Source organism: Brevibacillus sp. YAE8 (assembly GCF_057543335.1).
The window spans coordinates 23,473-45,113 of the sequence record NZ_BAAIYG010000019.1; the positions used below are offsets into that span (position 1 = coordinate 23,473).

Below are 21,641 nucleotides of genomic sequence, written 5' to 3' on the forward strand. Positions count from 1 at the left end.
GGGTGTCGCATGATTTATGTGACGATTGCGTTGATCCAGATTATTTACGTCGCGCTCAATTCCCTGCGGGTCGTGCTGATGATAAAAGGCCGAAACTACGCGGCCGCGAGCTTGTGCACGGTCGAGATTTTTGTCTATTTGTCCGGGTTGTCGATCGTCTTGAACTACATGGATTCGTTCTGGGGGATTTTCACGTATTGCCTGTCGTATGGAGTGGGGACGTTGCTCGGCATGTACATCGAACAAAAAATCGCCCTCGGCTACATGACGCTGCAAGTGATTACGGCCAATGAAGCGGAGCTGACCAGCGTGCTCAAGGAAAAGGGCTACGGCGTGACCAAGTGGCACGGCTCCGGCCTGTACGGGACGCGGATGATTTTTCTCATTTTGGCCAAGCGCAAAAATTACCTGGATGCGATCAAAACGATCCAGCAAATCGATCCCGGCGCCTTTATCATCTCCTCGGAGCCAAAGACGTTTGTCGGCGGGTTTACGCCGGGGAAGCTGAACTGAAAGCACGCCTGTTCCAAGTCTGCCTGCGCCAAGCCCGCGCATAAAAAGGTGCCGTGTAGCATCAGGGGAGCGCGGCATCTTTTTGCTGTCTGCCCTGGGTGGTGCGGCAGCTTGTGACGACCCGGCTTGCGGAATCGCGTTTTTGCCCGTGCAGGCGTTAGGCTGGTTGGCCCCGGTGTTTGTGAAGGCAGTTGCCATTTTCTTTGCCGTCTGCTCATAAAATACTATCTGATAGACGAATTGCCAGCTTTTGGTTTGGGACGACTGAGTGGCAAGGTTGCGGCCGGAGAAAAAGGGCGGCTCTGGCAGCGGAGCACAGCCGGATTGCCGAGGCGAACCAGTGCCAAGCGGTCAGAGTTGTCCAATCGCCGGACAGAGGTGTCTCGTCACTGTCCGCTGTCCGCTGCGCGGATGTGCCCGGACCGCGACATGGACAGCAGTGTTTTAGACAAAGCGGGAGCTGATAACGCTTTTGCGGGCTGGTGCAAAACTTGCATAGGTAATGTTGCGAATGCCGATTTGAAGGAAGGGAGAGAATGGCGTGGAAATTCGGGATGTGGTTGCCATGGTAACGGGTGGAGCTTCCGGATTGGGGGAAGCCACAGTAAGGAATGTGGTTGAGCACGGAGGAAAAGTAGCCATTCTTGATCTGGACCTCGAACGGGGGTACGCCCTCGCCAGCGAGCTGGGACGTGAGCAAGCCCTGTTTGTACAGACGGATGTGACGAGCGAGGCGAGCGTGCGGGAGGCGATTGACCGCGCAGCGGGAGCTTTTGGCACCATTCATGCTGCGATCAATTGCGCGGGCACGGTCCTGGGGCAAAAGACGCTTTCCAGAAACGGCCCGCATTCGTTGGAGGCATTTGCCAAAGTCATCCAGCTCAATCTGATCGGCACGTTCAATGTCGTGCGCCTGGCGGTCGAGCAGATGGCAGGCAATGAGCCAGCCAGCACGGGCGAGCGCGGCATCATCATCAATACGGCTTCTGTCGCCGCTTTTGACGGGCAGGTGGGGCAGGTGGCCTACAGCGCCTCCAAAGGCGGAATCGTCGGCATGACATTGCCATTGGCACGCGACCTGGCGCCGTACGGGATTCGGGTGATGACGATCGCTCCTGGCTTGTTCGATACGCCGATGTTTGACAAGCTGCCGCGCTCTGTAAAAGACGCGCTGGGAGCGACCGTTCCTTTTCCATCGCGCCTAGGTCAACCCAGCGAATACGCCAGGCTGGTGAACAGCATCATCACCAACCCGATGTTAAACGGAGAGACGATTCGGCTGGACGGGGCGATTCGGATGCAGCCGAAGTGAGCGAAGGGCGAAGCCAGCGGGCAAGCTTTTGTTTCAGCTTTGCGGTTTGACGCGGCTGGGCGCTTCCGTTTCCAACAGCGACCGTTCCTGCGCCTTGAGCAGCGCCTGCGTGCGGTTGGCGACGCCGAGCTTGCCGTAGATTCCGTGCAGGTACACTTTTACCGTCCCGCCCGTATTGCCCAGCGCTTCGGCAATTTCCTTATTGGTAGCTTCCTTGCCGAGCATGGACAAAATGATCCGCTCCTTGCCTGTCAACGGCTCTGCAAGCGGCGCGGAGCGATTGTCTTTGATGGTTGCGCCCGTTTGCGGGAAGAGGGCAAGCAGGCGGGCGACGTAAGCGGGAGATACGTCAGGAGCAAACGGCTCTGTCCGGGCTTTTTCCCGCTGCTGATAGGCGAGCAGCAAGCTGTGCATGGCCGGGCCTTCGTCGAGAAAGCTGCGCACGTACAAATTCCGCTCTCCGATTGCGAGCGCCTCGTGCAAGCATGCCAGGGCCTGCGGCTTGTTGCCTTGCTGCCATTCGGCCAGCGCCTGCACCACGTATTTGTTAATCAGCGAGTCGCCCCAGCCGTGCGTCTCCAGGATGCGGGAAAACTGCTTGCCGACCAGCTCTGTCTCATCGGACATCATCCCTTTCAAGCCGAAGCGCGTCTTTCGGATAAAAGGCTCTGTCGCGTTGTAGTTCAGATGGTAGAACAGCGGGTTTTGGGGCAGCTCGTCCTGCAATTGGGCAGCGCTTGCCACCCAGCTTGCAAAATCGCCGTTTGCGAACACGAGGTTGGCCCGGACAAAAAACAGGCCGCTGGCAAATTGCTCGCGTTCCGCGGAGGCTGGCATGTTTGACAAGTCTTTATCCTCTTCCTTGCAGCGCAAAAGTATCCTTCTATTATACTAGCAGATATGCGCCGTTCGACACGGGAAAAACGCGGCGTCAAAATAGGGCGAGAAATTCCTTTCCCCGCCGGACACGCTTCAACAAGCTTTTCGCAGCGCGCCTTCTACAATGAAAGGTAAAAAAAGGACGTGTGCGCGGCGAATGCAGATCATTCGATGGAAAAGGGCGGCCATGGTAGCGGTCGCAGCGGCTTTGCTGGCTGCTGCGAGCGCAAGCCCGGCTTTCGTCCAGGCGACAGAGGCGGGCGAGCGGCAAATAGCAGCAGAGGAAATCCGCATCGCGTTTGTGGGAGACATCATTTTGGATAAAAGCGTAGGGGTACAGATCGCGCGCCACGGGATCGACTACCCGTTTCAAAAAACAGCGGATTTTTTGCGGCAGGCCGATCTGGCTATCGGCAACCTGGAAACGCCTGTCAGCACACGCGGCAAGCCGGAGAAAAAGGAGTTTACGTATCGCGCCAAGCCGGAAGCGTTGAACGGGCTGAAAAATGCCGGAATCGACGTGGTCAATCTGGCGAACAACCACACGCTGGATTACGGTGTGGATGCCCTGCTCGATACGTTTGCCCATTTGCAAAAGCAGCAAATCGGCTACGTGGGCGCAGGCAAAAACGAAGCGGAAGCGTTTGCGCCGTACGTACAGACGATCAAAGGCAAACGCGTTGCGGTGATCGGGCTTGGCCGCGTGCTGCCCAATCAGCGCTGGTACGCGGGCAAAAACAGGCCAGGGCTTGCGCACGCCTACGCCTATGAGCCGATGCTCTCCTATGTGCAGCAGGCGGTGGCGCAGTCAGATATCACGATTGCGGTCATGCACTGGAATCTGGAGTATAAGGACACGCCCGAGCCGTATGCCCGCGAGCTGGCGAAAAAGCTGATCGACCACGGCGTGGATGCGGTAGTCGGCTCGCATAGCCATTCGGTCATGGGCGTCGAGTTTTACAAAAATGCGCCGATCTACTACAGTGTAGGCAATTTTGTGTTCACGACCTCGCACAATCCGAAAGGCCGTGAAGCCATCATGGCGGAGCTGACATTTGCCGCAAGCGGCACGAGGACGCGGGTCATCCCGGTCAAGATTGCAAACGGACAGCCAGCCCCGATGGACAGCCAAAACAGGCAGCGGATGGTGGACAAGCTGAACCGGATTTCCTACGGGGCAACGGTCGCAGCGGACGGCGAAGTGAAAAAGAAGTAGGGAGGCTTTTGGAGAAGCCTCCCTTTTTGCATGGCTTTGGCTGGTCGCTCAGGCGTGCCCGACGGACAACGGACACCTCCGCTCACACAGACTCTGCCTGCCTGCGCATCATCTCTCTGCGCACGAAGCCGTACTGCTCGTACAGTCCATGCGCATCCCGCGTACCCAGCGTCATGTTCGTATGACGAATGGCTGGATGGTGGATGACGATCTCCATCATCCACTTGCCAAGCCCTTTTCCCCGATGCGCTGGATCGACGAAGACATCGCACACCCAGGAAAAAGTCGCGTAGTCCGTCACGACCCTGACGAATCCAGCCTGTCCGTTCTCGTGGTGCAATCCGAAGCAGAGCGACTGCTGGATGCTTTTGCGCACGATCTCGCACGGACGCTCGCTGGCCCAATAGGTGGTAGCCAGCCACGCACAAATTTTGTCCTCGTCGAGCAAAGCCTTGTCATCGCTCATCGTATAAGGCCATTCGCCGTGCTTCCACTCCATCTGTACCCCTCCCGCTTTCCTGTTTACTGCCTGACTTACGATTTACTATACTGTAAGGAACAAAAAGAGAGCTACGCACAAAAAGCGCATCTGTACCCACACAGAGCGGAGAACGGGGGACAGGATGGAGACAAAATACGAAGCGGTCAAGCAAGAGATCAAGGAGCGACTGGCGGCGGGCAACATACGGCCGGGCGAGAAGCTGCCTTCAATCCGCACAGCCTCTGCGCTGTGGAATTGCAGCATCAACACGGCGATCCGGGCCTATCAGGAGCTGGAAAAAGAGCACTTGATCTACTCCGTGCCAAAAAGCGGCTATTACGCAGTGCTTCGCTCGCAGGAAAGCGCGCGCCGGATGGAGGAGCACATTGATTTTTCAGCGGCGAGTCCCGATCCGGAGGTCATGCCGTACAAAGACTTCCAGCATTGCCTCAACCGCGCCATCGAGCTGTACCGGGAGCAGCTTTTCACCTATTGCGATCCGCAAGGCTTTTCCTCTTTGCGCCGCGAATTGGAGAAGCATCTCGCCCATTCGCAAGTATTCGCGCATCCGTCCCGAATCTGCGTAGTTTCGGGCGCGCAGCAAGCTTTGCACCTGCTTGCGTCGATGCCTTTTCCCAACGGAAAAAGCGCGGTGCTGGTCGAGCAGCCCACTTTTCACGGCATGCTGCGTTCGCTGCGGCTGCTGGGCGTAACGGCGCTCGGAATCGCGCGGACTGCGGCAGGCATCGACCTGGACGAGCTGGAGCGACATTTTCGCAACAATCCGATCAAGTTTTTTTATACTGTGCCGCGCTACCACAATCCGCTCGGGACAAGCTATGCGGCAGAGGAGAAAAAGCAAATCGCCAGGTTGGCGGAGCGCTACGGGGTATTTGTCGTCGAGGACGACTACCTGGCTGACATGGAGACGAAGGCGAAGGCCGACCCGATCTACAGCTACGATTCAGCGGGACAGGTTATCTACGTCAAAAGCTTTTCCAAAATCATGCTGCCGGGACTGCGACTGGCTGCGGTCGTGTTGCCGCCGTCGCTTCTGGAGACGTTTCGCCTGTTCAAAGCATCGGCTGATTCCAGCACGTCGGTCCTGTCCCAAGCTGCTCTGGAACTGTATCTGAACTGCGGCATGTACGACCGTCATGCGGCGATGGTTAGGGAGCGCTATCAGGCGCGGATGGAAGCGCTGGATGCAGCTTGCCGCCGCCATCTGGACAAGGGGCTGGGCTTTCGGTATGTCGCGGCGCACGGGGGAATTTTTACGACCATCGTCCTGCCGGAAGGAATCGCAGCCCTCGACATGATCGCGGCCTTGCAGCAGCGCCATGTACGGGTGTTCTCCACGGAGCAAAACTACTTGCCGAGCTTTGCTAGCGACAACGGGCTGCGCCTCAGCATCATTCAGACGGATGCCGCCGAGATCGACAGAGGAATGGCGCTCATGGCCGAGGTCGCCGGCGCGCTTGCGCAAAAACGGGAAATGGACAGGCGGCGAGTCATCGACTGGCGATGAATAGGAGCTGCTGCCAATGAATTGAATTATCAAAATATTTACCGTTGACTCGACTGTTCTGAAAAATTTAATATATATAAATTGAAAACTATGTTTTGTATATAAAACAAAAAACGATTTAAACCAGAAAAATCAGGAGAATGATATTATCCCCTTTAGGTAGACAGTGAAAAAAGACCAAGTTAACGAGCTTGGATGATACACTGATACTTGGAGGGGATTTTCTTTGGCTAAAAAGGGGCAGTCATTTGTGAAGTATTCAGAGGAGACAAAACAAAGAGCCGTTGATTTATATGAAAAGGGTGGACGAAGTTATCAAGCTGTGGCGGATGCTCTGGGAATACGCAGTTCTAGTCAGGTAAAGAGCTGGGTAAAGAAATGCCGCAACCACGAAACACTGCAGGATCAGCGGGGCAAACAAGCAGCTTCCCATCCTTTTATTGGACGGCCCCGCACCAGGTTTTCCAGCGTGGAGGAAGAACGGGATTATTTGAAAGCGCAGGTCGAGTTTCTAAAAAAGCGCAATCCCAATCTATTCGGGGAGGGATCATTCCGAAAATAAATCGCTTTGACATCATTTCTTCGTTAAAGGACATGTACCCCATTACTTGGTTGGTGGCGATCGCCCAAGTATCGCGGGCAGGTTATTACAGATTTTCCGAACGAGAAAGCCCGCTACGGTGCGATAGCACCCCCTTTAGGGGCGGGATGAGAGTGAGTAGCGAATGGCTGCACCCGTGAGTTGTGCCCGGCCCTGGGGCTGGGCTTTCTTCTTTTCCACCCGAAAGGAGGCAAACGATGACCGCCTATTTCCTGAAAAGACTGTTGTACATGGCGCTGAGCCTCTTCGGCGCATCCGTTCTGATCTTTCTTTTGTACGCCATGACGCCCGGCGACTTCGTCGATACGAACCCGAAGCTGACGGCGGAGCGCAAGCTGGAGCTGAAGGCGATGTACGGACTGGATAAGCCTGTCGGGGAGCGGTATGTCATCTGGATGAAAAACGCTTTGCGCGGCGACTTCGGCTACTCCCTGCAATACCAGCAGCCGGTGATGTCGCTTTTGAACGACTACATCTGGAACTCGTTTTTGCTCGCCATCACCTCTACGTTTTTCACCTGGCTCATCGCCATTTCCATCGGGGTGCTGTCTGCGGCAAAGCAGCATTCGTGGTTCGATGCGCTCGTGACGATCGGGGTGTTTGCCGCGATGTCGCTGCCTGTCTTTTTCGTCGGCTTGCTGTTCATCAAATTGTTCGCGGTCGATGCCAAGCTGTTTCCTGCGGGCGGGATGATGCAGATCGGCAGTAAGGAGACGGGGCTTGCTTACGCATGGGACGTCATTCGCCACATGTTTTTGCCTGTGGCTGTCCTGACGCTGTTGAGCGTAGGGGCGCTGACCCGCTATTTCCGTACGAACATGCTCGAGGTCATCCAGCAAGACTTCGTGCGCACAGCCAGGGCCAAAGGGCTGAAAGAAAAAGTCGTCCTGCACAAGCACGCCCTGCGCAATGCGCTTTTGCCAGCGATTACGCTGCTCGGCTTTGAGCTGCCGGCGCTTTTTGGCGGCGCGATCATCACGGAAAAAATTTTCAACTGGCCCGGTGTCGGACAGTTGTACATGCAGGCGTTTTCGGTGCGGGACTACCCGCTGTTGATGGGCTTCACGATGTTTTTGGCGATTCTCACCGTCGTGGGCAACCTGTCCGCCGATCTGCTGTACAGAGTGGCTGACCCGCGCGTCCGGCTGAAGTGAGGGAGGAAACGAGATGGCGACAGTAGCGAGGGAAGCAGCGGAGCTGGCGAGAGACGGGCGGACTGCCTCCCGCCGATCCTCCTTGTGGCGCGAGGCGTTTTCGCGGCTGAAAAAGAAGCGTTTGGCGATGGGCGGACTCGTGTTTTTGCTGGTGATGGCCGCAGTTTGTTTGATCGGGCCGTTTTTTTCGCCCTACGCCAGCGGCAGCGTGAACACGGCGAGCATCAACAAGCCGCCAAGCCTCGCGCATTGGCTCGGGACGGACAATTTGGGGCGGGACATTTTGACGCGGATGATGCAGGCGGGTCGCATCTCGCTGACGGTCGGGATCGCCTCGATGGTGCTGTCCGTCACGATCGGGACGGTGCTCGGGGCGCTCGCAGGCTTTTACCGTGGTTGGGTCGACCAGTTGATTATGCGGCTGGCGGATGTGTTGATGACCATTCCCGGCTTACCGCTGCTTTTCATCATGGGCGCGGTGCTCTCCGAGTGGAAAATCCCGACTGATTACCGCATCTACATCGTGATGGTCATGCTCAGCCTGATCGGCTGGCCGGGCTTGGCGCGGCTGGTGCGCAGCCAGATGCTGACGCTGCGCGAGAGCGAGTTCATGCAGGCGGCAGAGGTGCTCGGCCTGCGCGATCGGCGCAAGCTGTTTCACCATTTGCTGCCCAATCTGATGCCGCTGCTCATCGTCGTGGCGACCTTGAACGTCGGGGGAGCGATCCTGAGCGAATCGGTGCTCTCCTATTTCGGGCTGGGCGTCGTCCCGCCGACACCGACGTGGGGCAACATGATGGACGCGGCGAACTCCCTGATTGATTTTCAAAAGCGGCCGTGGCTGTGGGTACCGCCGGGCGTCGCCATTTTTGCCACCGTGATTTCGATCAATTTGCTCGGGGACGGACTGCGAGACGCACTGGATCCGAAGCAGAAGGGCAGGTGAGCCGGACGTGAACAAGCTGGTGGACATTCGCAAGCTGAGTACGCATTTCAAGTCGGAGCTGGGCGTGGTCAAGGCGGTAGACGGCCTCGACTTGCGCGTGCAGCCTGGCGAGACGGTGTGCATCGTCGGCGAGTCGGGCTGCGGCAAGAGCGCTGCGGCCATGTCGCTGATGGGGCTGATCCCGGAGGCGGCGGGAAAAATCGTCGGCGGCGAAGTGTGGTTCGCGGGCCGCGACTTGCGCAAGGTGAGCAAGGAGGAACTGCGCAAACTGCGCGGCAACGAACTGGCGATGATTTTTCAGGAGCCGATGTCGTCGCTCAATCCGGTGTTGACGATCGGCGAGCAAATCATGGAGCCGCTGATCGAGCACAAGCGGCTGCGCAAAAAAGAAGCGCTGGCAAAAGCGATCGAGCTGATCGAGCTGGTCGGCATTCCCCGCGCCAGGGAGATCGCCAAAGCGTACCCGCACGAGTTGAGCGGCGGGATGCTGCAACGGATCATGATCGCGATTGCGATTTCCTGCCATCCGCGCCTGTTGATTGCCGACGAGCCGACGACCGCGCTCGATGTGACGATCCAGGCGCAAATTCTCGATCTCTTGCGCAAGATCAAGCAAGAGTCAGGCACAGCGATCCTGCTGATTACGCACGATCTGGGTGTGGTCGCAGAAATGGCCGATCACGTGGTGGTCATGTACGCCGGAAAAGTGGTCGAGGAAGCGCCCGTCGAAGCGCTGTTCGAATCGCCGCTGCACCCGTACACGCAAGGCTTGCTTCGCTCGAAGCCCGTGCTGAACCAGCGGCAGGCCAAGCTGTACTCGATCCCCGGCCAGGTGCCGCATCCGGCGACGCTCGGCGAGTCCTGCTACTTCCACGACCGCTGCGCGCATTGCCTGGACAAGTGCCGGGTGCAACATCCGCCGCTGCGCGAGCTGGGCGACGGGAGGAAGGTAGCCTGCTGGCTGCACGAGGAGGAATTTGGCTATGACCGGTAATCTGGTGGAAGTGCATCGGCTGAAAAAATATTACCCGATCACAGGCGGGCTGTTGGGGCGGACGGTCGGCCACGTCAAGGCAGTGGACGACGTCAGCTTTTCGATCAAAAAAGGCGAGACGTTCGGGCTGGTCGGCGAGTCCGGCAGCGGAAAAAGCACGACCGGGCGCACGATTTTGCGGCTGCTGGAAAAGACGGCAGGCGAGGTGCGCTTTCAAGGAATCGACGTGCACGCCCTGTCCAAAGCGGAGCTGCGCGCCCTGCGCCCGCGCATGCAGTTTATTTTCCAGGACCCGTACAGCTCGCTCAATCCGCGCATTCGCATCGGGGAGGCGCTGGGCGAGGCGCTTCTGGACCACGGGCTTGCCGCGCCCGCCGAGGCGAGAGAGCGGGTGCTTGCCGTCATGGAGCTGTGCGGGCTTGCGCCTTATCACATCGACCGCTACCCGCATGAGTTTTCCGGCGGTCAGCGCCAGCGGATCGGGATTGCGCGCGCGATCATCCTCAACCCGGATTTCATCGTGGCAGACGAGCCGGTTTCAGCCCTGGACGTGTCGATTCAGGCGCAAATTATCAATCTGTTTGCGGAGTTGCAGGAGCAGCGGCAGTTGACGTATTTGTTCATTTCCCACGACTTGAGCGTCGTCGAGCATTTGTGCTCGCGGATTGGCGTCATGTACCTCGGCTCATTGGTGGAGCTGTCCTCCCGCGACGAGCTGTTTGCCGAGCCGCTTCATCCGTACACGAAGGCGCTCTTGTCGTCCGTTCCGCTACCGATTCCGCGGCACAAGCGCGAGCGGATCGTTTTGCAGGGAGACATGCCAAGCCCTGCCAATCCGCCCGCAGGCTGCAAGTTCCACACGCGCTGCCCGTACGCGATGGAGCTGTGCAGCGAGCAGGCCCCGGCTTTTCGCGAAGTAAGCCGGGACAGATTCGTCGCCTGCCATCTGGTCTAGCTGCTGCGAAAAAGGGAGAGTAGAGGCATTGACCGAGAGAGAAAGTATATGATAAACTCGTTATAAATCAAAGTAAGTATATCTGTTTTTGTTAAATAGCTGATCGGACTACCGAAGGCTCCCGTGCAGACAACCAGCATGTCTTGTTCATCGGGAGTCTTTCTGCTATCAACCGGAAAAGAGGTGAAGTACCAAAGCAACCGCACAGCGTGGAAATGCAATGGACATACATGAACGCCAGCGATACCGGATTTGCGCAGCCTCTCGAAGCCCCGTGCTCTCATTGACAAAAAAGGGGACCGAGGGGTATCATTAGGAAACAAAACATACTAAATGGGTAGGAATAATATACATTGATTTTTTTCGCCAAAAACAGGGAGGAGTGACCATATGGCAAAGAAAGAGAATGCCCTGGATGAACGGTTGTGGGAGAGAATCGCGCGTGCGTTGGACAGCTTGGAATACGGCTCCATTCACATCGTGGTTCACGACTCGCAGGTGGTCCAGATCGAGCGGACCGAAAAATACAGGCTCCCTGCTGAAAAGGCGGAGACGAAGTACAATCAGGCACGAACAGGCAGATAGCAGGCGGAGCAAACAGGCCCAGCGCACGACAGATTGATACTGACGGGAGAATAGAGAGGAGGAGCTTTGTTATGGCAGGCGTTCTTGTAGTAGGTGGAGATCGGGTAGGGGAAATCGAGAGCTTGTTGCAGGATAAAGGGTTTCGCAATGTGTATCACGTTTCCGGACGAAAAAAATCGGACGTAAAGGCGACGATTCCTGCCGATACGGAGCTGGTTCTCGTCTTTATCAACTTCGTCAGCCACAGTCTCAGCAAAAACATCAAGAAGCTGGCGAAGCAAAAGCACGTCCCGATCGTCTTTTGCAGACGGTCGTGTGACGCGGTTTCCATGCACCAGCCAGCGATCAGCTAACCCCTGTCTACCGGACAATTCCATATTCGCGCGTGAATAGAAGTATTCAAGACTGAATACTTCTTTTTTGCGTAATCGGAAAACGAAAAAATGGGCAGCCTGATCGTGTGGGCCGCGTTTTTTCCCAGGGAAGACAGGCGGAAATTTTTGCCGGAACTGCCCAAAGCAAAAAGTATTCAGCGTTGAATACGCGAAGAGAACAGCGCCCGCAAAAACGATCTGGCACAAAATTTGCAGAATATTTATGCATCAACCGTTCGCCGAACCAAAAAATGGGGGTAAGCATGAAAAAACCAGTTGTCATCACAAGTCTCTTGGTTTTGCTATCCGGATTGTTTGCAGGCTGCAGCAACAGTGCGCCCACGAATCAGGCAGCGCCAGACTCGCAAGGGCAGCCGTCATCCGAAGCGGCTTCGCCTGCACCGGCAGCCAGCCAGATTTTGCGCATGAACGCCTCCGAGCCGGAAACATTGGACTCCGGCATGTCCAACGACGTCATTTCCGGCGCGTTTATCCGCTCTTTGTACGACTCGCTCGTGCGGCTGGACAAGGATGGCAAGCCGGTCAATTCCGTAGCCTCGGACATTTCCATATCGGACGATAAAAAGGTGTACACGTTTACGCTGCGCGACAGCAAATGGAGCAACGGCGACCCTGTGACGGCCAACGATTTCGCTTTTGCCTGGATGCGCGTGCTCGATCCGAAAACAGCGAGCGGCTCCGCCTACAAATACTACCCGATCAAAAATGCCCGCGCCTTTTTCGAAGGCAAGGCGCAGGCAGCAGATGTCGGCATCAAGGTGATCGACGCCAAGACTTTGCAGGTCACGCTGGAAAATCCGACCCCGTACTTCCTGACGCTCGCCACCTTCTACTATCCGGTCAACCAAAAAGTGGTCGAGTCCAACCCCGACTGGGCGAGAAAGCCGGAAACGATCGTGACAAACGGCCCGTTCAAGCTGGTGAACTGGGAGCATAAAAACAAGATCGAGCTGGCGAAAAACGACCAGTATTGGGACAAAGACGTCGTGAAGCTGGACGAAATCGAGTTTTCCATGATTGAAGATACGAATACCGAGCTGGAGCTGTTCAACAGCGGCGAATTGGACTGGGCAGGCGGGCCGATCAGCAGTTTGCCGGCGGATGCAATCGGGCCGCTGCGCGACGAAGGCAAGCTCAAGACGATGGAGCGCGCGACCAACTACTACTTGCTGTTCCAGACGGAAAAGCCGCCGTTTACGAATGCGAAAATTCGCAAGGCGTTTGCCTACGCGATCAACCGCAAGGACATCGCGGACAACATCGGGCAGGCTGGACAGACGCCGCTGATGGGCTTCGTGCCGCGCTCCGCCTCCCTGAAGCCGGATGGATTTTTCAAGGATAATGACACCGAGACGGCGAAACAGTTACTGGCAGAAGGCATGAAAGAACTGAACATCGCGACACTGCCGGAGATCACCTACCTGTACAACACTTCCGACCTCAACAAGAAAATTGCCGAAGCGCTGCAAGCCCAGTGGAAGCAGGTGCTGGGAGTAGACGTCAAGCTCGTCAACAAAGAGCTCAAAGTCATGTTCGACGATCAGGAGCACGGCAAGTACATGATTTCGCGCACGGGCTGGACAGGCGATTACAACGACCCCGTCAACTTCCTGGAGCTTTTGATGGAAAAGTACAGCGCAAACAACTCGACCTTCTGGCACAGCGAGCGCTATGTGGAGCTGGTAAAGCAGGCGTACGCCGAGCCGGATGAGGCCAAGCGCAACCAGCATTTGCTTGCGGCCGAAAGCATTCTGATGGACGAGATGCCGGTCACAGGGGTGTACAGCAGCGTCAACTCCTGGGTGCAAAACGACAAGGTCAAAGGCATCACCGTGGACCCGCTGGGCTATATCGACTTCAAGTGGGGCTACAAAGAACAATAGCGCATGACAGAAATGGCCGACACCCGTGATACATGTGTGTTGGCCGTTTCCATAAAAAGGAGGAGACTTTCCTATGGCATGGCAGAAGGCATTGGAAAAAGCGCTCGCGGACGCGCCAGGCGTGTTCGGGGTCGCAGCGGAGCATCTGGAAACGGGGGAGTCGGCCGGACAGCTCGACGATCAGCTTTTTCAACTGGCGAGCGCATTCAAAATTCCGATCATGGTCACCTTGATGCGCGAGGTGGAGGCAGGGCGCGTCCGGCTCGACCAGCGGGTGGTGACGCAAAAAGACACGCGCGTCCCCGGTTCAGGCATTTTGCAGGAGCTGGATGCGGGCGCGGCCTTGACCGTCAAGGACTTGGCGACGTTGATGACGATTGTCAGCGACAACTACGCGACCGATCTTATCATCGAGCTTGTCGGCGGCATCGACAAGGTCGAGGCGCACATGCACGAGCTGGGGCTGAAGCAGATTCATTTGCGGCATACGTGCTGGCAACTGCTCAACCGCTGTGTCGGCATGAACGAGCCAGCGCCGTCCCCGGCAGGCTATGACGAATACGAGCGCCGGGAGGAAACCGGCGAGTACGAAATCGTCCACGACGTCTCGCTGCCGACTTTAGACAACAACGTAGCGACGCCGCGCGACCTGAACCGTCTGCTCATGCTGATCGCGCGAAAAGAAATTTTGACGCAAGCCTCCTGTGAGCTGATGCTGGACATTTTGCGCCGCCAGCAGTTCAACAGCCGCCTGCCTTACTTGCTGCCGGAAGGAACGAAGGTCGCGCACAAGACCGGGACGGTCAACGCCGTGGTCAACGACGCAGGACTGATTTATTTGCCTGATGGAAAAGGAACGATTGCGATTACCGTACTGTCGCGGGGCGTGACCGACAAGCAGGCCGCAGAGCTGGCCATCGCCCGCGCAGCCAGAGCGATTTACGACGAGGCGGTGGGGAACTGATGCAGGTGACGACATAGACGAAATCGTTTGAAGAGTATGCCGAGCAGCTTTTGGCCGAGGCCAACGCGCCAGGAGCGGCGATTGGGGTCGCGCGGGGAGGAAAGCTGCTGTACCAGAAGACATTCGGCTACCGCGACAGGGAAAACGGGCTGCCCCTCTCGGCCGACACGGTGTTTGGCATCGCCTCGATCACCAAGTCTTTTACGTGCGTTGCCATCATGCAGTTGCAGGAGGCTGGCAAGCTGTCTGTCCACGATCCGGTCGTCAAGTATTTGCCGGAGTTTCGCGCCGGGGATGAAGAGCTGACGAAGCGGATAACGATTCATCACTTCATGACGCATACGCCGGGAATGGCGCCGCTGCCTTTTTTGGACAAAGCGATGAAGCGCAGTATGGAGCAAGACCCGGCGATTGCGGGGACGGAAGCGGAGGAAGAGCTGAAAAAGCTGCCGTACCTGGACACGTATGAAGAGGTCCTGCAGGCGATCGCGGCGTTTGACGCCAAGCCGCTCGGCGAGCCGGGAGAAGTGTTCAGCTACAACAACGACGCCTACGGCTTGCTCGGGGCGATCATCGAGCGGGCAGACGTATGAACAGTACGTGACCGAGCACATTTTGCAGCCGCTCGGGATGCAGCGGACCGTGTTTGACGTGGAGGCGCTTGCGGACAAGGACGACGTCACGATTTTGTACACGAACAAAAAACTCGACGGCGAAAATCAGGTGATTGCCGCCCCGCACTGGCACGATGTCCCCGCCATGCGCGCCGCCGGCTTTCTCAAATCAACCGTGAACGATCTGTTGGCTTACCTGGAAGTATTCCGCACGAACGGAGAGGGCGTCGCTCCGGTGTACACATACGCGCCGTATGAGCTGGCAGACGAGCAACTGTCCGAATACGCAGGCCGCCATGAATCGGACGAATGACTGAATACCGTTATTGCAAAGCGGGATGGGCAGTTGTATTTGGAAGTGGACGGCCTCGTTTATCCGCTATTGCCTGTAGCAAAAGACAGCTTTATTTTTAGACGGAGAGATTCCATCGTCTGGATCGACTTTTTCCGGGATCGGGAAGGCGAGGTCGCGAGGATGAGCTACGCCTTGCGTCAATTGACGAAAGCTTCTGTAAACAACGGCTCGTCGGAGCAGCAATAGCTTGTCATAAAGAAGGATGCGTAAGCCATTTCGCTGCGTATCCTTTTTTTGCCGGAAAAAAGCAAACGCTTCGCCTGGCTGCGGCAAACGGACGTTGTCGTGCAAAAAGAGAACCGGCGTATCATTTTTTATTTATGTGTGAGAAGGAACCAGTCACAGTCTAGCGAATTGTCCTTTGGTTGGGAAAATATGGGGAAGGGCAAGAGGGAAACAATGAGTGACGAAGAGTGGATTTCGGTCAGGGACAGATGGCTGTCGCCGTTGCTGGTCGCTGCGGAGGAAATCGTGGAGCTGCACATGCAAGACATGCTTTCATTTGGAGAGCCGATTTCCCGTTACTATCGCAAATATCAGCAACAGCAGCGGATAAGGGTTCACGGCTTGCTGACAGAAGCGGTGCAGCATCTATTTGCAGAAGAGGGCGAGTACACGGTATATTTGCAGGCGCTGCCCAGGGAGTCGTACAAGTGGGGGGAGAGGTGGGCGAAGGAAGAAATCCCGAAGGAAGTGCTGCTCGAAGCGATGCACAACCTGCGCCACCATGCGTATGAGGGCATACGGCGAGCCTGCACGGAGGCACTGGCCAGAGAGGAACTGTTGTCGCGCCTGCACGATGTGCTAAGCGTGCGCTATCACCACACGATGCGCGGATACTTGGCGAGCAAAGATCAGAAGATCAGCCATTTGCACCAGCAAAAAATGGGGGTCATCGGGCAGATGGCCGCAGGCATGGCGCATGAGATACGCAATCCGTTGACGGCGATTCGCGGATTTTTGCAGTTGATGCGAAAAAGTCTGGAACTGGAGGCTCCCTCTCCGGCAGACAGGGAGCGCTTTGCCAAGTACATTCAAATTTGCCAGCACGAGGTGCAAACCTTGGACAAGCTGGTCACGAGCTTTTTGATTTTGGCCCGCAAAAATGAAGCGGCGAACAGCCGCAACGAAATCGTCGAGCTGCACCCGCTGCTGGAGAGGGTGCATGAGCTGACGATGCATTCTCTCATCGAAAAAGATGTGCACTTGTCTTTTCATTATTCACCTGAGCAAGTCCGGGTCTGGGCGATTCCATCCCACGTGGAGCAAATTTGCCTCAACCTGATGCAAAACGCGATCGACGCAGTGGACACAAACGGAATCGTCCGGATTCACACCCGTTTTTTTGCCTCCGAATCAACGGTCAGCGTGACGATTGAGGACAACGGCTGCGGTATTTCCGAGCAGCGCAAGAAGCATTTGTTTGAGCCGTTTTATACGACGAAGGAAAAGGGGACGGGCATCGGCCTCTCCGTCTGCAAAAAGCTGGTCGAGGAAATGGGCGGGCAGATCGAGATTTACTCGACAGAAGGGCAAGGGACAAGGGTCGAGTTGCGCTTGAGCGCCGTCGTCCCGGCTGAGCCAGCTTGCCTTGCCAGATGAAGCTGGCAAGCTCAATCCGCAGAAGCTGCGAACGCAAAAAAAACAGGCATGGCTGTGAGCTGCATGCCTGTTTTTTGCGTGGAAGCCAGCCGCCGATCACAGAAAGACGCCGATGATCGTGGCGGACAAGACAGAGGCGAGCGTGGAGCCGAGCAGCAGCTTCAAGCCGAATTTCGCCACGAGATCGCCCTGCTTTTCATTCAGCGCCCGCACAGAGCCTGTAATGATGCCGATGGAGCCGAAGTTGGCAAAGCTGACGAGGAAGACCGAGACGATGCCGACCGTTTTCGCCGACAGGCTGCTCGCGATTTCCTTGAAGTCGAGCATCGCGACAAATTCGTTCGTGACGATTTTCGTCGCCATGATGCTGCCAGCCGTAACGATCTCCGCCTGGGGAATGCCCATCAAAAAGGCGACAGGAGCGAAAATGTACCCGAGCACGTCCTGGAACGAAATGCGGAAGATCAGCAAAAACAGCTCGTTGACCAGATTCATCAGGGCGATGAAGCCGATCAACATCGCGCCGACGATCACGGCGATTTTCAGCCCGTCCACGATGCTCTCGCTAATCATCTGGAAAAAGGCAGGCCTCTCTACTTCTGCCTCAGGCTCGATCAAGTCTTCTTCCGCCGTCAGCTCGTACGGGTTGATGATGTTGGCGACGATCAGCGCCGACAGGATGTTCACGACGATGGCGACGACCACGTATTTTGGCTCCAGCATGGTCATGTAGGCGCCGACGATGGCAATGCTCACAGCGCTCATGGCAGAGGTGCACAGCGTATAGAGACGCTTGCTGGAGACGAGCCCGAGCTGCTTTTTCGTCGTCAGAAACACTTCGGATTGCCCGAGAAAAGCAGAGGAGACCGCGATGTAGTTTTCCAGCCGGCCCATTCCGTTCAGCTTGCTCAGCACGAAGCCGGTGAAGCGAATGAGCAGCGGCAAGATTTTAAAATGGTTCAAAATCCCGATCAGCACGGAGATGAAAATAATCGGCAGCAGCACATCGAGAAAGAAGGTGGACGTGCCGTTGTTTTCCAGCCCGCCAAACACGAAGTCCACTCCGCTGATCCCGAGCTTCATCAGTGTATCGAAGCCTTTGGAAATAAACAAAATCAGGTCAATCCCGAGCCCGGTATTGAGCAAAAGAAAGGCCAGCACGAGCTGGGTGGCGATCATGATGAGAATCGGCTTTAGCCTGATCGCTCTGCGATGATGGCTGAGCGCAAAGCCCACGCCGAACACAAACAGTAAACCCGTCAACAAAAAAACGACATTCATTGCTACTTTCTGCCTCCCAATTATAACAAGTATCTCATGCTGCGCGAGGTGCATGTCCCTTCCAGGCCCGTGGAGCCGCTTTCAAAGCGTTTTGAAAGAGAAGTGCAACGATTTTGAATTTTTGTTACTACTTGTGGAGTAACCTTATCTACGGACGTTTACCAGCTTACATGGAAGGCAGGCGCCTGTCAATTCGGAGGTTCGTTGGCTTTGTGTCCATCTATGCTTTATCATAGGAAATAAATAACCAGTTGATACGGGCAGGAGGAAGCATGTTACAAAAATTTGGTTTTTCGCAGTATGAAAGCAAAGTTTTTGAAGCGCTGGTGTCGAGCGAGGAACCGTTGGACGCGACGAAAATCGTGAAATATTCCGGCGTGCCAAAAGCGAAAATATACGAAGTGCTGTCGCGCATGATCGAAAAAGGCATGGTGCTGGATTCGGTATCGGAAAAGAAAAAGCTCTACAGTGCGCTGCCCTTGCCGCTTGCCATCGAAAAGCTGACGGCAGAGTTCCAGGACAACATCAAGCAGTTGAAAATCCAGTCGCGCAAAAAGTCCTACTCCGAAGATTTGGTTTGGAGCCTGAAGGTCGACACGTCGATTCGCGTACAGAGCAAGCAGATGATTCAGGAAGCGAAAAGCTCCATCCGCATTTCGGCGTGGAAAGACGATCTGGTCGAGTATTTGCCGCTTCTGGAACAGAAAGAAGCGGACGGAGTAGACGTGGAGGTGCTCGTCGTCGGGGCGTTGAAGCCGAATATCGCCAAAGTGCATACGCTGATTCCGGCAGCAGAGCACCACACGCTGGAGCGCTTTCGCCTGCTGATTATCGACGAGCGCGAGGTGATTTTCGCCTGTGAGGAAAACCAGTCGTGGCAAGCGATCAAAACGATGTCCAAGCCGTTTGTCAAAGTTTTCACGGAATTTTTCTACCACGATCTCGCGCTGGCGAAAATCAGCCGGAAGCATTACGATCTGATGATGAATGACGACGAGATCAGAAGCATTTTGATGCAGCTTCGTTATTGAGGCTCCGTTAGGAAGGCGAAGGGAAACCGCTTTTGCAGGTGCAGATGAGTTGCGGGATCGCCAGCAACGCGCCAGAAATGCGCCAACAATCCGCCAGACATGCTTGCAAGCGAGCGTGCCTGGCTTTTTTGCTGGGTAGATTTTTAAAAAATTAATCGTATTCAAAAAAATTGTTGAAAAAGAAGTGCGCAGAATAGTATGGTTAACGTAACGAAAAATATTTCTGACTTTTCATTCATTCGCGGGGTGATGCTATGTCGAAGATCGAAAATCGCTTGCAGCAACTGGGCTATACGCTGCCGCCGCCACCGCCGACGATGGCGAACTACGTCTCGTGCGTGCGGACGGGCAATCTGCTCTACACTTCCGGGGCGGGCTGCTACGTCGATGGCAAGCCGCTCTACCTGGGCAGGCTGGGGGCAGACGTGACGATCGAAGAAGGGTACGAGGCGGCGAAAATTACGGCGCTCAATCTGCTTTCGATGCTGAAAGCCGAGCTTGGCGATCTCGACCGGATTGTGCGCATTGTCAAGCTGTTTGCGCTGGTCAGCAGCGCGCCGGATTTTTACGAGCAGCCGCGAGTCATCAACGGCGCTTCCGACCTTTTGATCGAAGTGTTCGGGGAGGCAGGCAAGCATGCGCGGGCGGCAGCCGGAACCTCTGTCCTGCCCTTCAACAATCCGCTTGAGATTGAGCTGATTGTGGAGGTCAGTTGACATCATCTTAGACAAAAGAAGCGAGGCTTTTTTCATGACGAAACCGATTCATCCGATTCTCGCCAGCTACATACCGGTCGTGGAAGGGCTGGCGAAAACATTCGGCCAGCATTGCGAAGTGGTGCTGCACAATCTGACGGACGTGTCTTCCTCGATCATTGCGATCCACAACGGCCATGTGAGCGGCAGACAGGTCGGCTCCCCTGTCACCAATCTGGCGCTGCAAGCGCTGCGCACCGCCAAGACGAGCCAGGAGGACTACGACCTCAACTACCGCAACGACACGATCAAAGGCAAGCAGATCAAGTCCAGCTCGATCTATATCAAGGACGAAAACGGACAGGTCATCGGCAGCCTGTGCATCAACATCGACCTGACGCACATTGCGATCGCGCAGTCGGCCTTGAGCGAAATGATGGCGTTTGCCGACAAGGTGGAGGAAGGCCGGACGGCAGAAACGTTCGCGCCAACGGTCACCAGCCTGATGGAGCAAATGATCGACGACTGCCTGAAAAAGACGGGCAAGCCGATCGCTCTCATGCAAAAAGAAGAAAAAATCCAGTTTATCCACCTGCTCGACGAGGTCGGCCTGTTTTTAATCAAAGGGGCCGTCCAGCATGTGGCCGATTTGCTGGGCGTCACGAAGTACACGATCTACAACTATTTGGACAAAAAAGACGGGAGATGAGCGAGCATGGCAGATGCGACTGTGGAGCAGGCGCGGCGTTTTCACGATGGCGTCCATGTGCTGGACGGGCATTTTGACCTTTTGATGGATGTGGAGATTCAACGCGGCTACGGACGGACGAAGCTGATCGAGACGGAGTATTTGCCGCGGTTTCAGCAGGGCGGCGTGCATTCCGTCGTGGCCGCCGTATTCGTCGAAGATGCGTTTGTGCCGGAAATGGCCTTGCGCAAGGCGCTGAACCAGGTGAGCGCCCTGCACGCGGAAGCGGCGGAGTCCGGCGACCAGTTTGTCATCGCAAAATGCGTGCAAGACCTGCTCACAGCCAGACAGGCAGGCAAAGTCTCGTTCATCCTCTCGCTGGAAGGCGCAGAGCCGCTGTACAACGATCTCGGCCTGCTGCGCATTTTTTACGAGCTGGGCGTGCGGATGCTGGGGCTGACGTGGAGCCGCCGCAATTACGCGGGAGACGGCAGCTTTTTCGCTCCGGTGCGCGAAGGGAAAAAGGGCGGCTTTATACAATTTCATCTACAATAATGATATTGAACAAATCACCAGCGTTGCATAAAAATCCCTGGACTAATAAACTGATTTTTCTGGACGTGATTCTGGTTTCAAATGGCGAAAGAACGGAATGACCTACAAGGTAGTTCCGTCCATTTGGCATTTATATAGGGCTTGCTGAACAATGCATAAACGCGAGGAATCGTGAAATAATCAAAGAAAACTGCGGAAAATCTGGATTTATAACCAAGTGCAAGGTTTTTGCAGGAATTCTTTGAAAAACCTTGCACCAGTAAGAATTTCGTTCAATCAAGAGGCACACGAAACGTTCAAAATGGATCGGAAAAACAGTATTTTATACTACTGATATGCCATTCAGACTCTGACTTTGCTGTTTTGGAACCAAATCTGCATATTATTCATGATTTCTTGTATATTTCTCATTCG

23 protein-coding genes and 1 pseudogene are annotated in these 21,641 nt (G+C 55.7%); 21 read left to right on the top strand and 3 right to left on the bottom strand.

Annotation, left to right across the window (positions count from 1 at the left end; all coding sequences use genetic code 11):
• Positions 1-9: 9 nt before the first annotated feature.
• From AC27IT_RS19235 to AC27IT_RS19245, 3 genes are all read left to right on the top strand, one after another.
• Positions 10-513: a DUF2179 domain-containing protein gene (locus AC27IT_RS19235; protein ID WP_005827420.1), complete on the top strand. Its 504-nt coding sequence runs from the start codon at positions 10-12 to the stop codon at positions 511-513.
• 82 nt (positions 514-595) lie between these two features.
• Positions 596-733: a hypothetical protein gene (locus tag AC27IT_RS19240; RefSeq protein ID WP_157797536.1), complete on the top strand. Its 138-nt coding sequence runs from the start codon at positions 596-598 to the stop codon at positions 731-733.
• Positions 734-1,054: 321 nt separating this feature from the next.
• On the top strand, positions 1,055-1,825 hold the full coding sequence (locus AC27IT_RS19245) for a 3-hydroxyacyl-CoA dehydrogenase (protein WP_005827418.1): 771 nt from the start codon (positions 1,055-1,057) through the stop codon (positions 1,823-1,825).
• A 33-nt stretch (positions 1,826-1,858) separates the two neighbouring features.
• Here the strand turns inward: AC27IT_RS19245 and AC27IT_RS19250 are convergent, their stop codons facing one another.
• Complete coding sequence (locus tag AC27IT_RS19250) at positions 1,859-2,662, bottom strand: helix-turn-helix transcriptional regulator (RefSeq protein WP_238504263.1); 804 nt, start codon at positions 2,660-2,662, stop codon at positions 1,859-1,861.
• A 199-nt stretch (positions 2,663-2,861) separates the two neighbouring features.
• Between AC27IT_RS19250 and AC27IT_RS19255 the strand changes: the two genes are divergently transcribed.
• Entirely contained in the window at positions 2,862-3,920 is a 1,059-nt protein-coding gene (locus AC27IT_RS19255) for a CapA family protein (protein ID WP_283858161.1), read from the top strand.
• Between the two features lie 82 nt (positions 3,921-4,002).
• Here the strand turns inward: AC27IT_RS19255 and AC27IT_RS19260 are convergent, their stop codons facing one another.
• Positions 4,003-4,419, bottom strand: coding sequence for a GNAT family N-acetyltransferase (locus AC27IT_RS19260; RefSeq protein ID WP_005827413.1), 417 nt, complete (start codon positions 4,417-4,419; stop codon positions 4,003-4,005).
• Positions 4,420-4,543: 124 nt separating this feature from the next.
• On the opposite strand from AC27IT_RS19260, the gene AC27IT_RS19265 reads away from it, so the two are divergent.
• The 13 genes and pseudogenes from AC27IT_RS19265 (at position 4,544) to AC27IT_RS19325 (ending at position 16,977) form a co-directional block, all read left to right on the top strand.
• Positions 4,544-5,929, top strand: a complete 1,386-nt coding sequence (locus AC27IT_RS19265; RefSeq protein ID WP_487092045.1) for an aminotransferase-like domain-containing protein — start codon at positions 4,544-4,546, stop codon at positions 5,927-5,929.
• Positions 5,930-6,155: 226 nt separating this feature from the next.
• Complete coding sequence (locus tag AC27IT_RS19270; RefSeq protein WP_206699224.1) at positions 6,156-6,491, top strand: helix-turn-helix domain-containing protein; 336 nt, start codon at positions 6,156-6,158, stop codon at positions 6,489-6,491.
• Between the two features lie 236 nt (positions 6,492-6,727).
• On the top strand, positions 6,728-7,684 hold the full coding sequence (locus AC27IT_RS19275) for an ABC transporter permease (protein WP_005827406.1): 957 nt from the start codon (positions 6,728-6,730) through the stop codon (positions 7,682-7,684).
• Positions 7,685-7,697: 13 nt separating this feature from the next.
• The gene (gene opp4C / locus AC27IT_RS19280) at positions 7,698-8,630 is read left to right on the top strand and encodes an oligopeptide ABC transporter permease (protein ID WP_005827404.1); all 933 of its coding nucleotides are present in this window, start codon (positions 7,698-7,700) and stop codon (positions 8,628-8,630) included.
• 7 nt (positions 8,631-8,637) lie between these two features.
• The gene (locus AC27IT_RS19285) at positions 8,638-9,624 is read left to right on the top strand and encodes an ABC transporter ATP-binding protein (protein ID WP_283858160.1); all 987 of its coding nucleotides are present in this window, start codon (positions 8,638-8,640) and stop codon (positions 9,622-9,624) included.
• Entirely contained in the window at positions 9,614-10,579 is a 966-nt protein-coding gene (locus AC27IT_RS19290) for an ABC transporter ATP-binding protein (protein WP_007786733.1), read from the top strand. Before AC27IT_RS19285 ends, AC27IT_RS19290 begins: the two co-directional genes overlap by 11 nt.
• 390 nt (positions 10,580-10,969) lie before the next feature.
• Positions 10,970-11,164, top strand: coding sequence for a YezD family protein (locus tag AC27IT_RS19295; protein WP_005827399.1), 195 nt, complete (start codon positions 10,970-10,972; stop codon positions 11,162-11,164).
• Between the two features lie 71 nt (positions 11,165-11,235).
• Positions 11,236-11,517: a DUF2325 domain-containing protein gene (locus tag AC27IT_RS19300; protein ID WP_007786731.1), complete on the top strand. Its 282-nt coding sequence runs from the start codon at positions 11,236-11,238 to the stop codon at positions 11,515-11,517.
• A 284-nt stretch (positions 11,518-11,801) separates the two neighbouring features.
• Complete coding sequence (locus AC27IT_RS19305; protein ID WP_290426320.1) at positions 11,802-13,442, top strand: peptide ABC transporter substrate-binding protein; 1,641 nt, start codon at positions 11,802-11,804, stop codon at positions 13,440-13,442.
• 73 nt (positions 13,443-13,515) lie between these two features.
• The gene (locus AC27IT_RS19310) at positions 13,516-14,406 is read left to right on the top strand and encodes a serine hydrolase (RefSeq protein ID WP_005827393.1); all 891 of its coding nucleotides are present in this window, start codon (positions 13,516-13,518) and stop codon (positions 14,404-14,406) included.
• A gap of 50 nt (positions 14,407-14,456) precedes the next feature.
• Positions 14,457-15,333, top strand: a pseudogene (locus AC27IT_RS19315) (serine hydrolase domain-containing protein).
• 33 nt (positions 15,334-15,366) lie between these two features.
• Positions 15,367-15,561: a hypothetical protein gene (locus tag AC27IT_RS19320; protein WP_260507378.1), complete on the top strand. Its 195-nt coding sequence runs from the start codon at positions 15,367-15,369 to the stop codon at positions 15,559-15,561.
• A 213-nt stretch (positions 15,562-15,774) separates the two neighbouring features.
• Positions 15,775-16,977, top strand: a complete 1,203-nt coding sequence (locus AC27IT_RS19325) for a sensor histidine kinase (RefSeq protein WP_221842775.1) — start codon at positions 15,775-15,777, stop codon at positions 16,975-16,977.
• Between the two features lie 96 nt (positions 16,978-17,073).
• Here AC27IT_RS19325 and AC27IT_RS19330 read toward each other — a convergent pair whose 3' ends face one another.
• Positions 17,074-18,258, bottom strand: a complete 1,185-nt coding sequence (locus AC27IT_RS19330) for a NupC/NupG family nucleoside CNT transporter (RefSeq protein ID WP_005827388.1) — start codon at positions 18,256-18,258, stop codon at positions 17,074-17,076.
• Positions 18,259-18,530: 272 nt separating this feature from the next.
• Here AC27IT_RS19330 and AC27IT_RS19335 point away from each other — a divergent pair, with 272 nt between their 5' ends.
• The 4 genes from AC27IT_RS19335 to AC27IT_RS19350 all read left to right on the top strand — a co-directional run bounded on the left by AC27IT_RS19335 (position 18,531) and on the right by AC27IT_RS19350 (position 21,227).
• A complete protein-coding gene (locus AC27IT_RS19335; protein WP_005827386.1) occupies positions 18,531-19,289 on the top strand; it encodes a TrmB family transcriptional regulator in 759 nt (252 codons plus the stop codon).
• Between the two features lie 254 nt (positions 19,290-19,543).
• A complete protein-coding gene (locus AC27IT_RS19340) occupies positions 19,544-20,005 on the top strand; it encodes a RidA family protein (RefSeq protein WP_340673029.1) in 462 nt (153 codons plus the stop codon).
• A gap of 34 nt (positions 20,006-20,039) precedes the next feature.
• The gene (locus tag AC27IT_RS19345) at positions 20,040-20,693 is read left to right on the top strand and encodes a helix-turn-helix transcriptional regulator (RefSeq protein WP_005827381.1); all 654 of its coding nucleotides are present in this window, start codon (positions 20,040-20,042) and stop codon (positions 20,691-20,693) included.
• Between the two features lie 6 nt (positions 20,694-20,699).
• The gene (locus AC27IT_RS19350; protein ID WP_025847564.1) at positions 20,700-21,227 is read left to right on the top strand and encodes a dipeptidase; all 528 of its coding nucleotides are present in this window, start codon (positions 20,700-20,702) and stop codon (positions 21,225-21,227) included.
• Positions 21,228-21,641 lie beyond the last annotated feature (414 nt).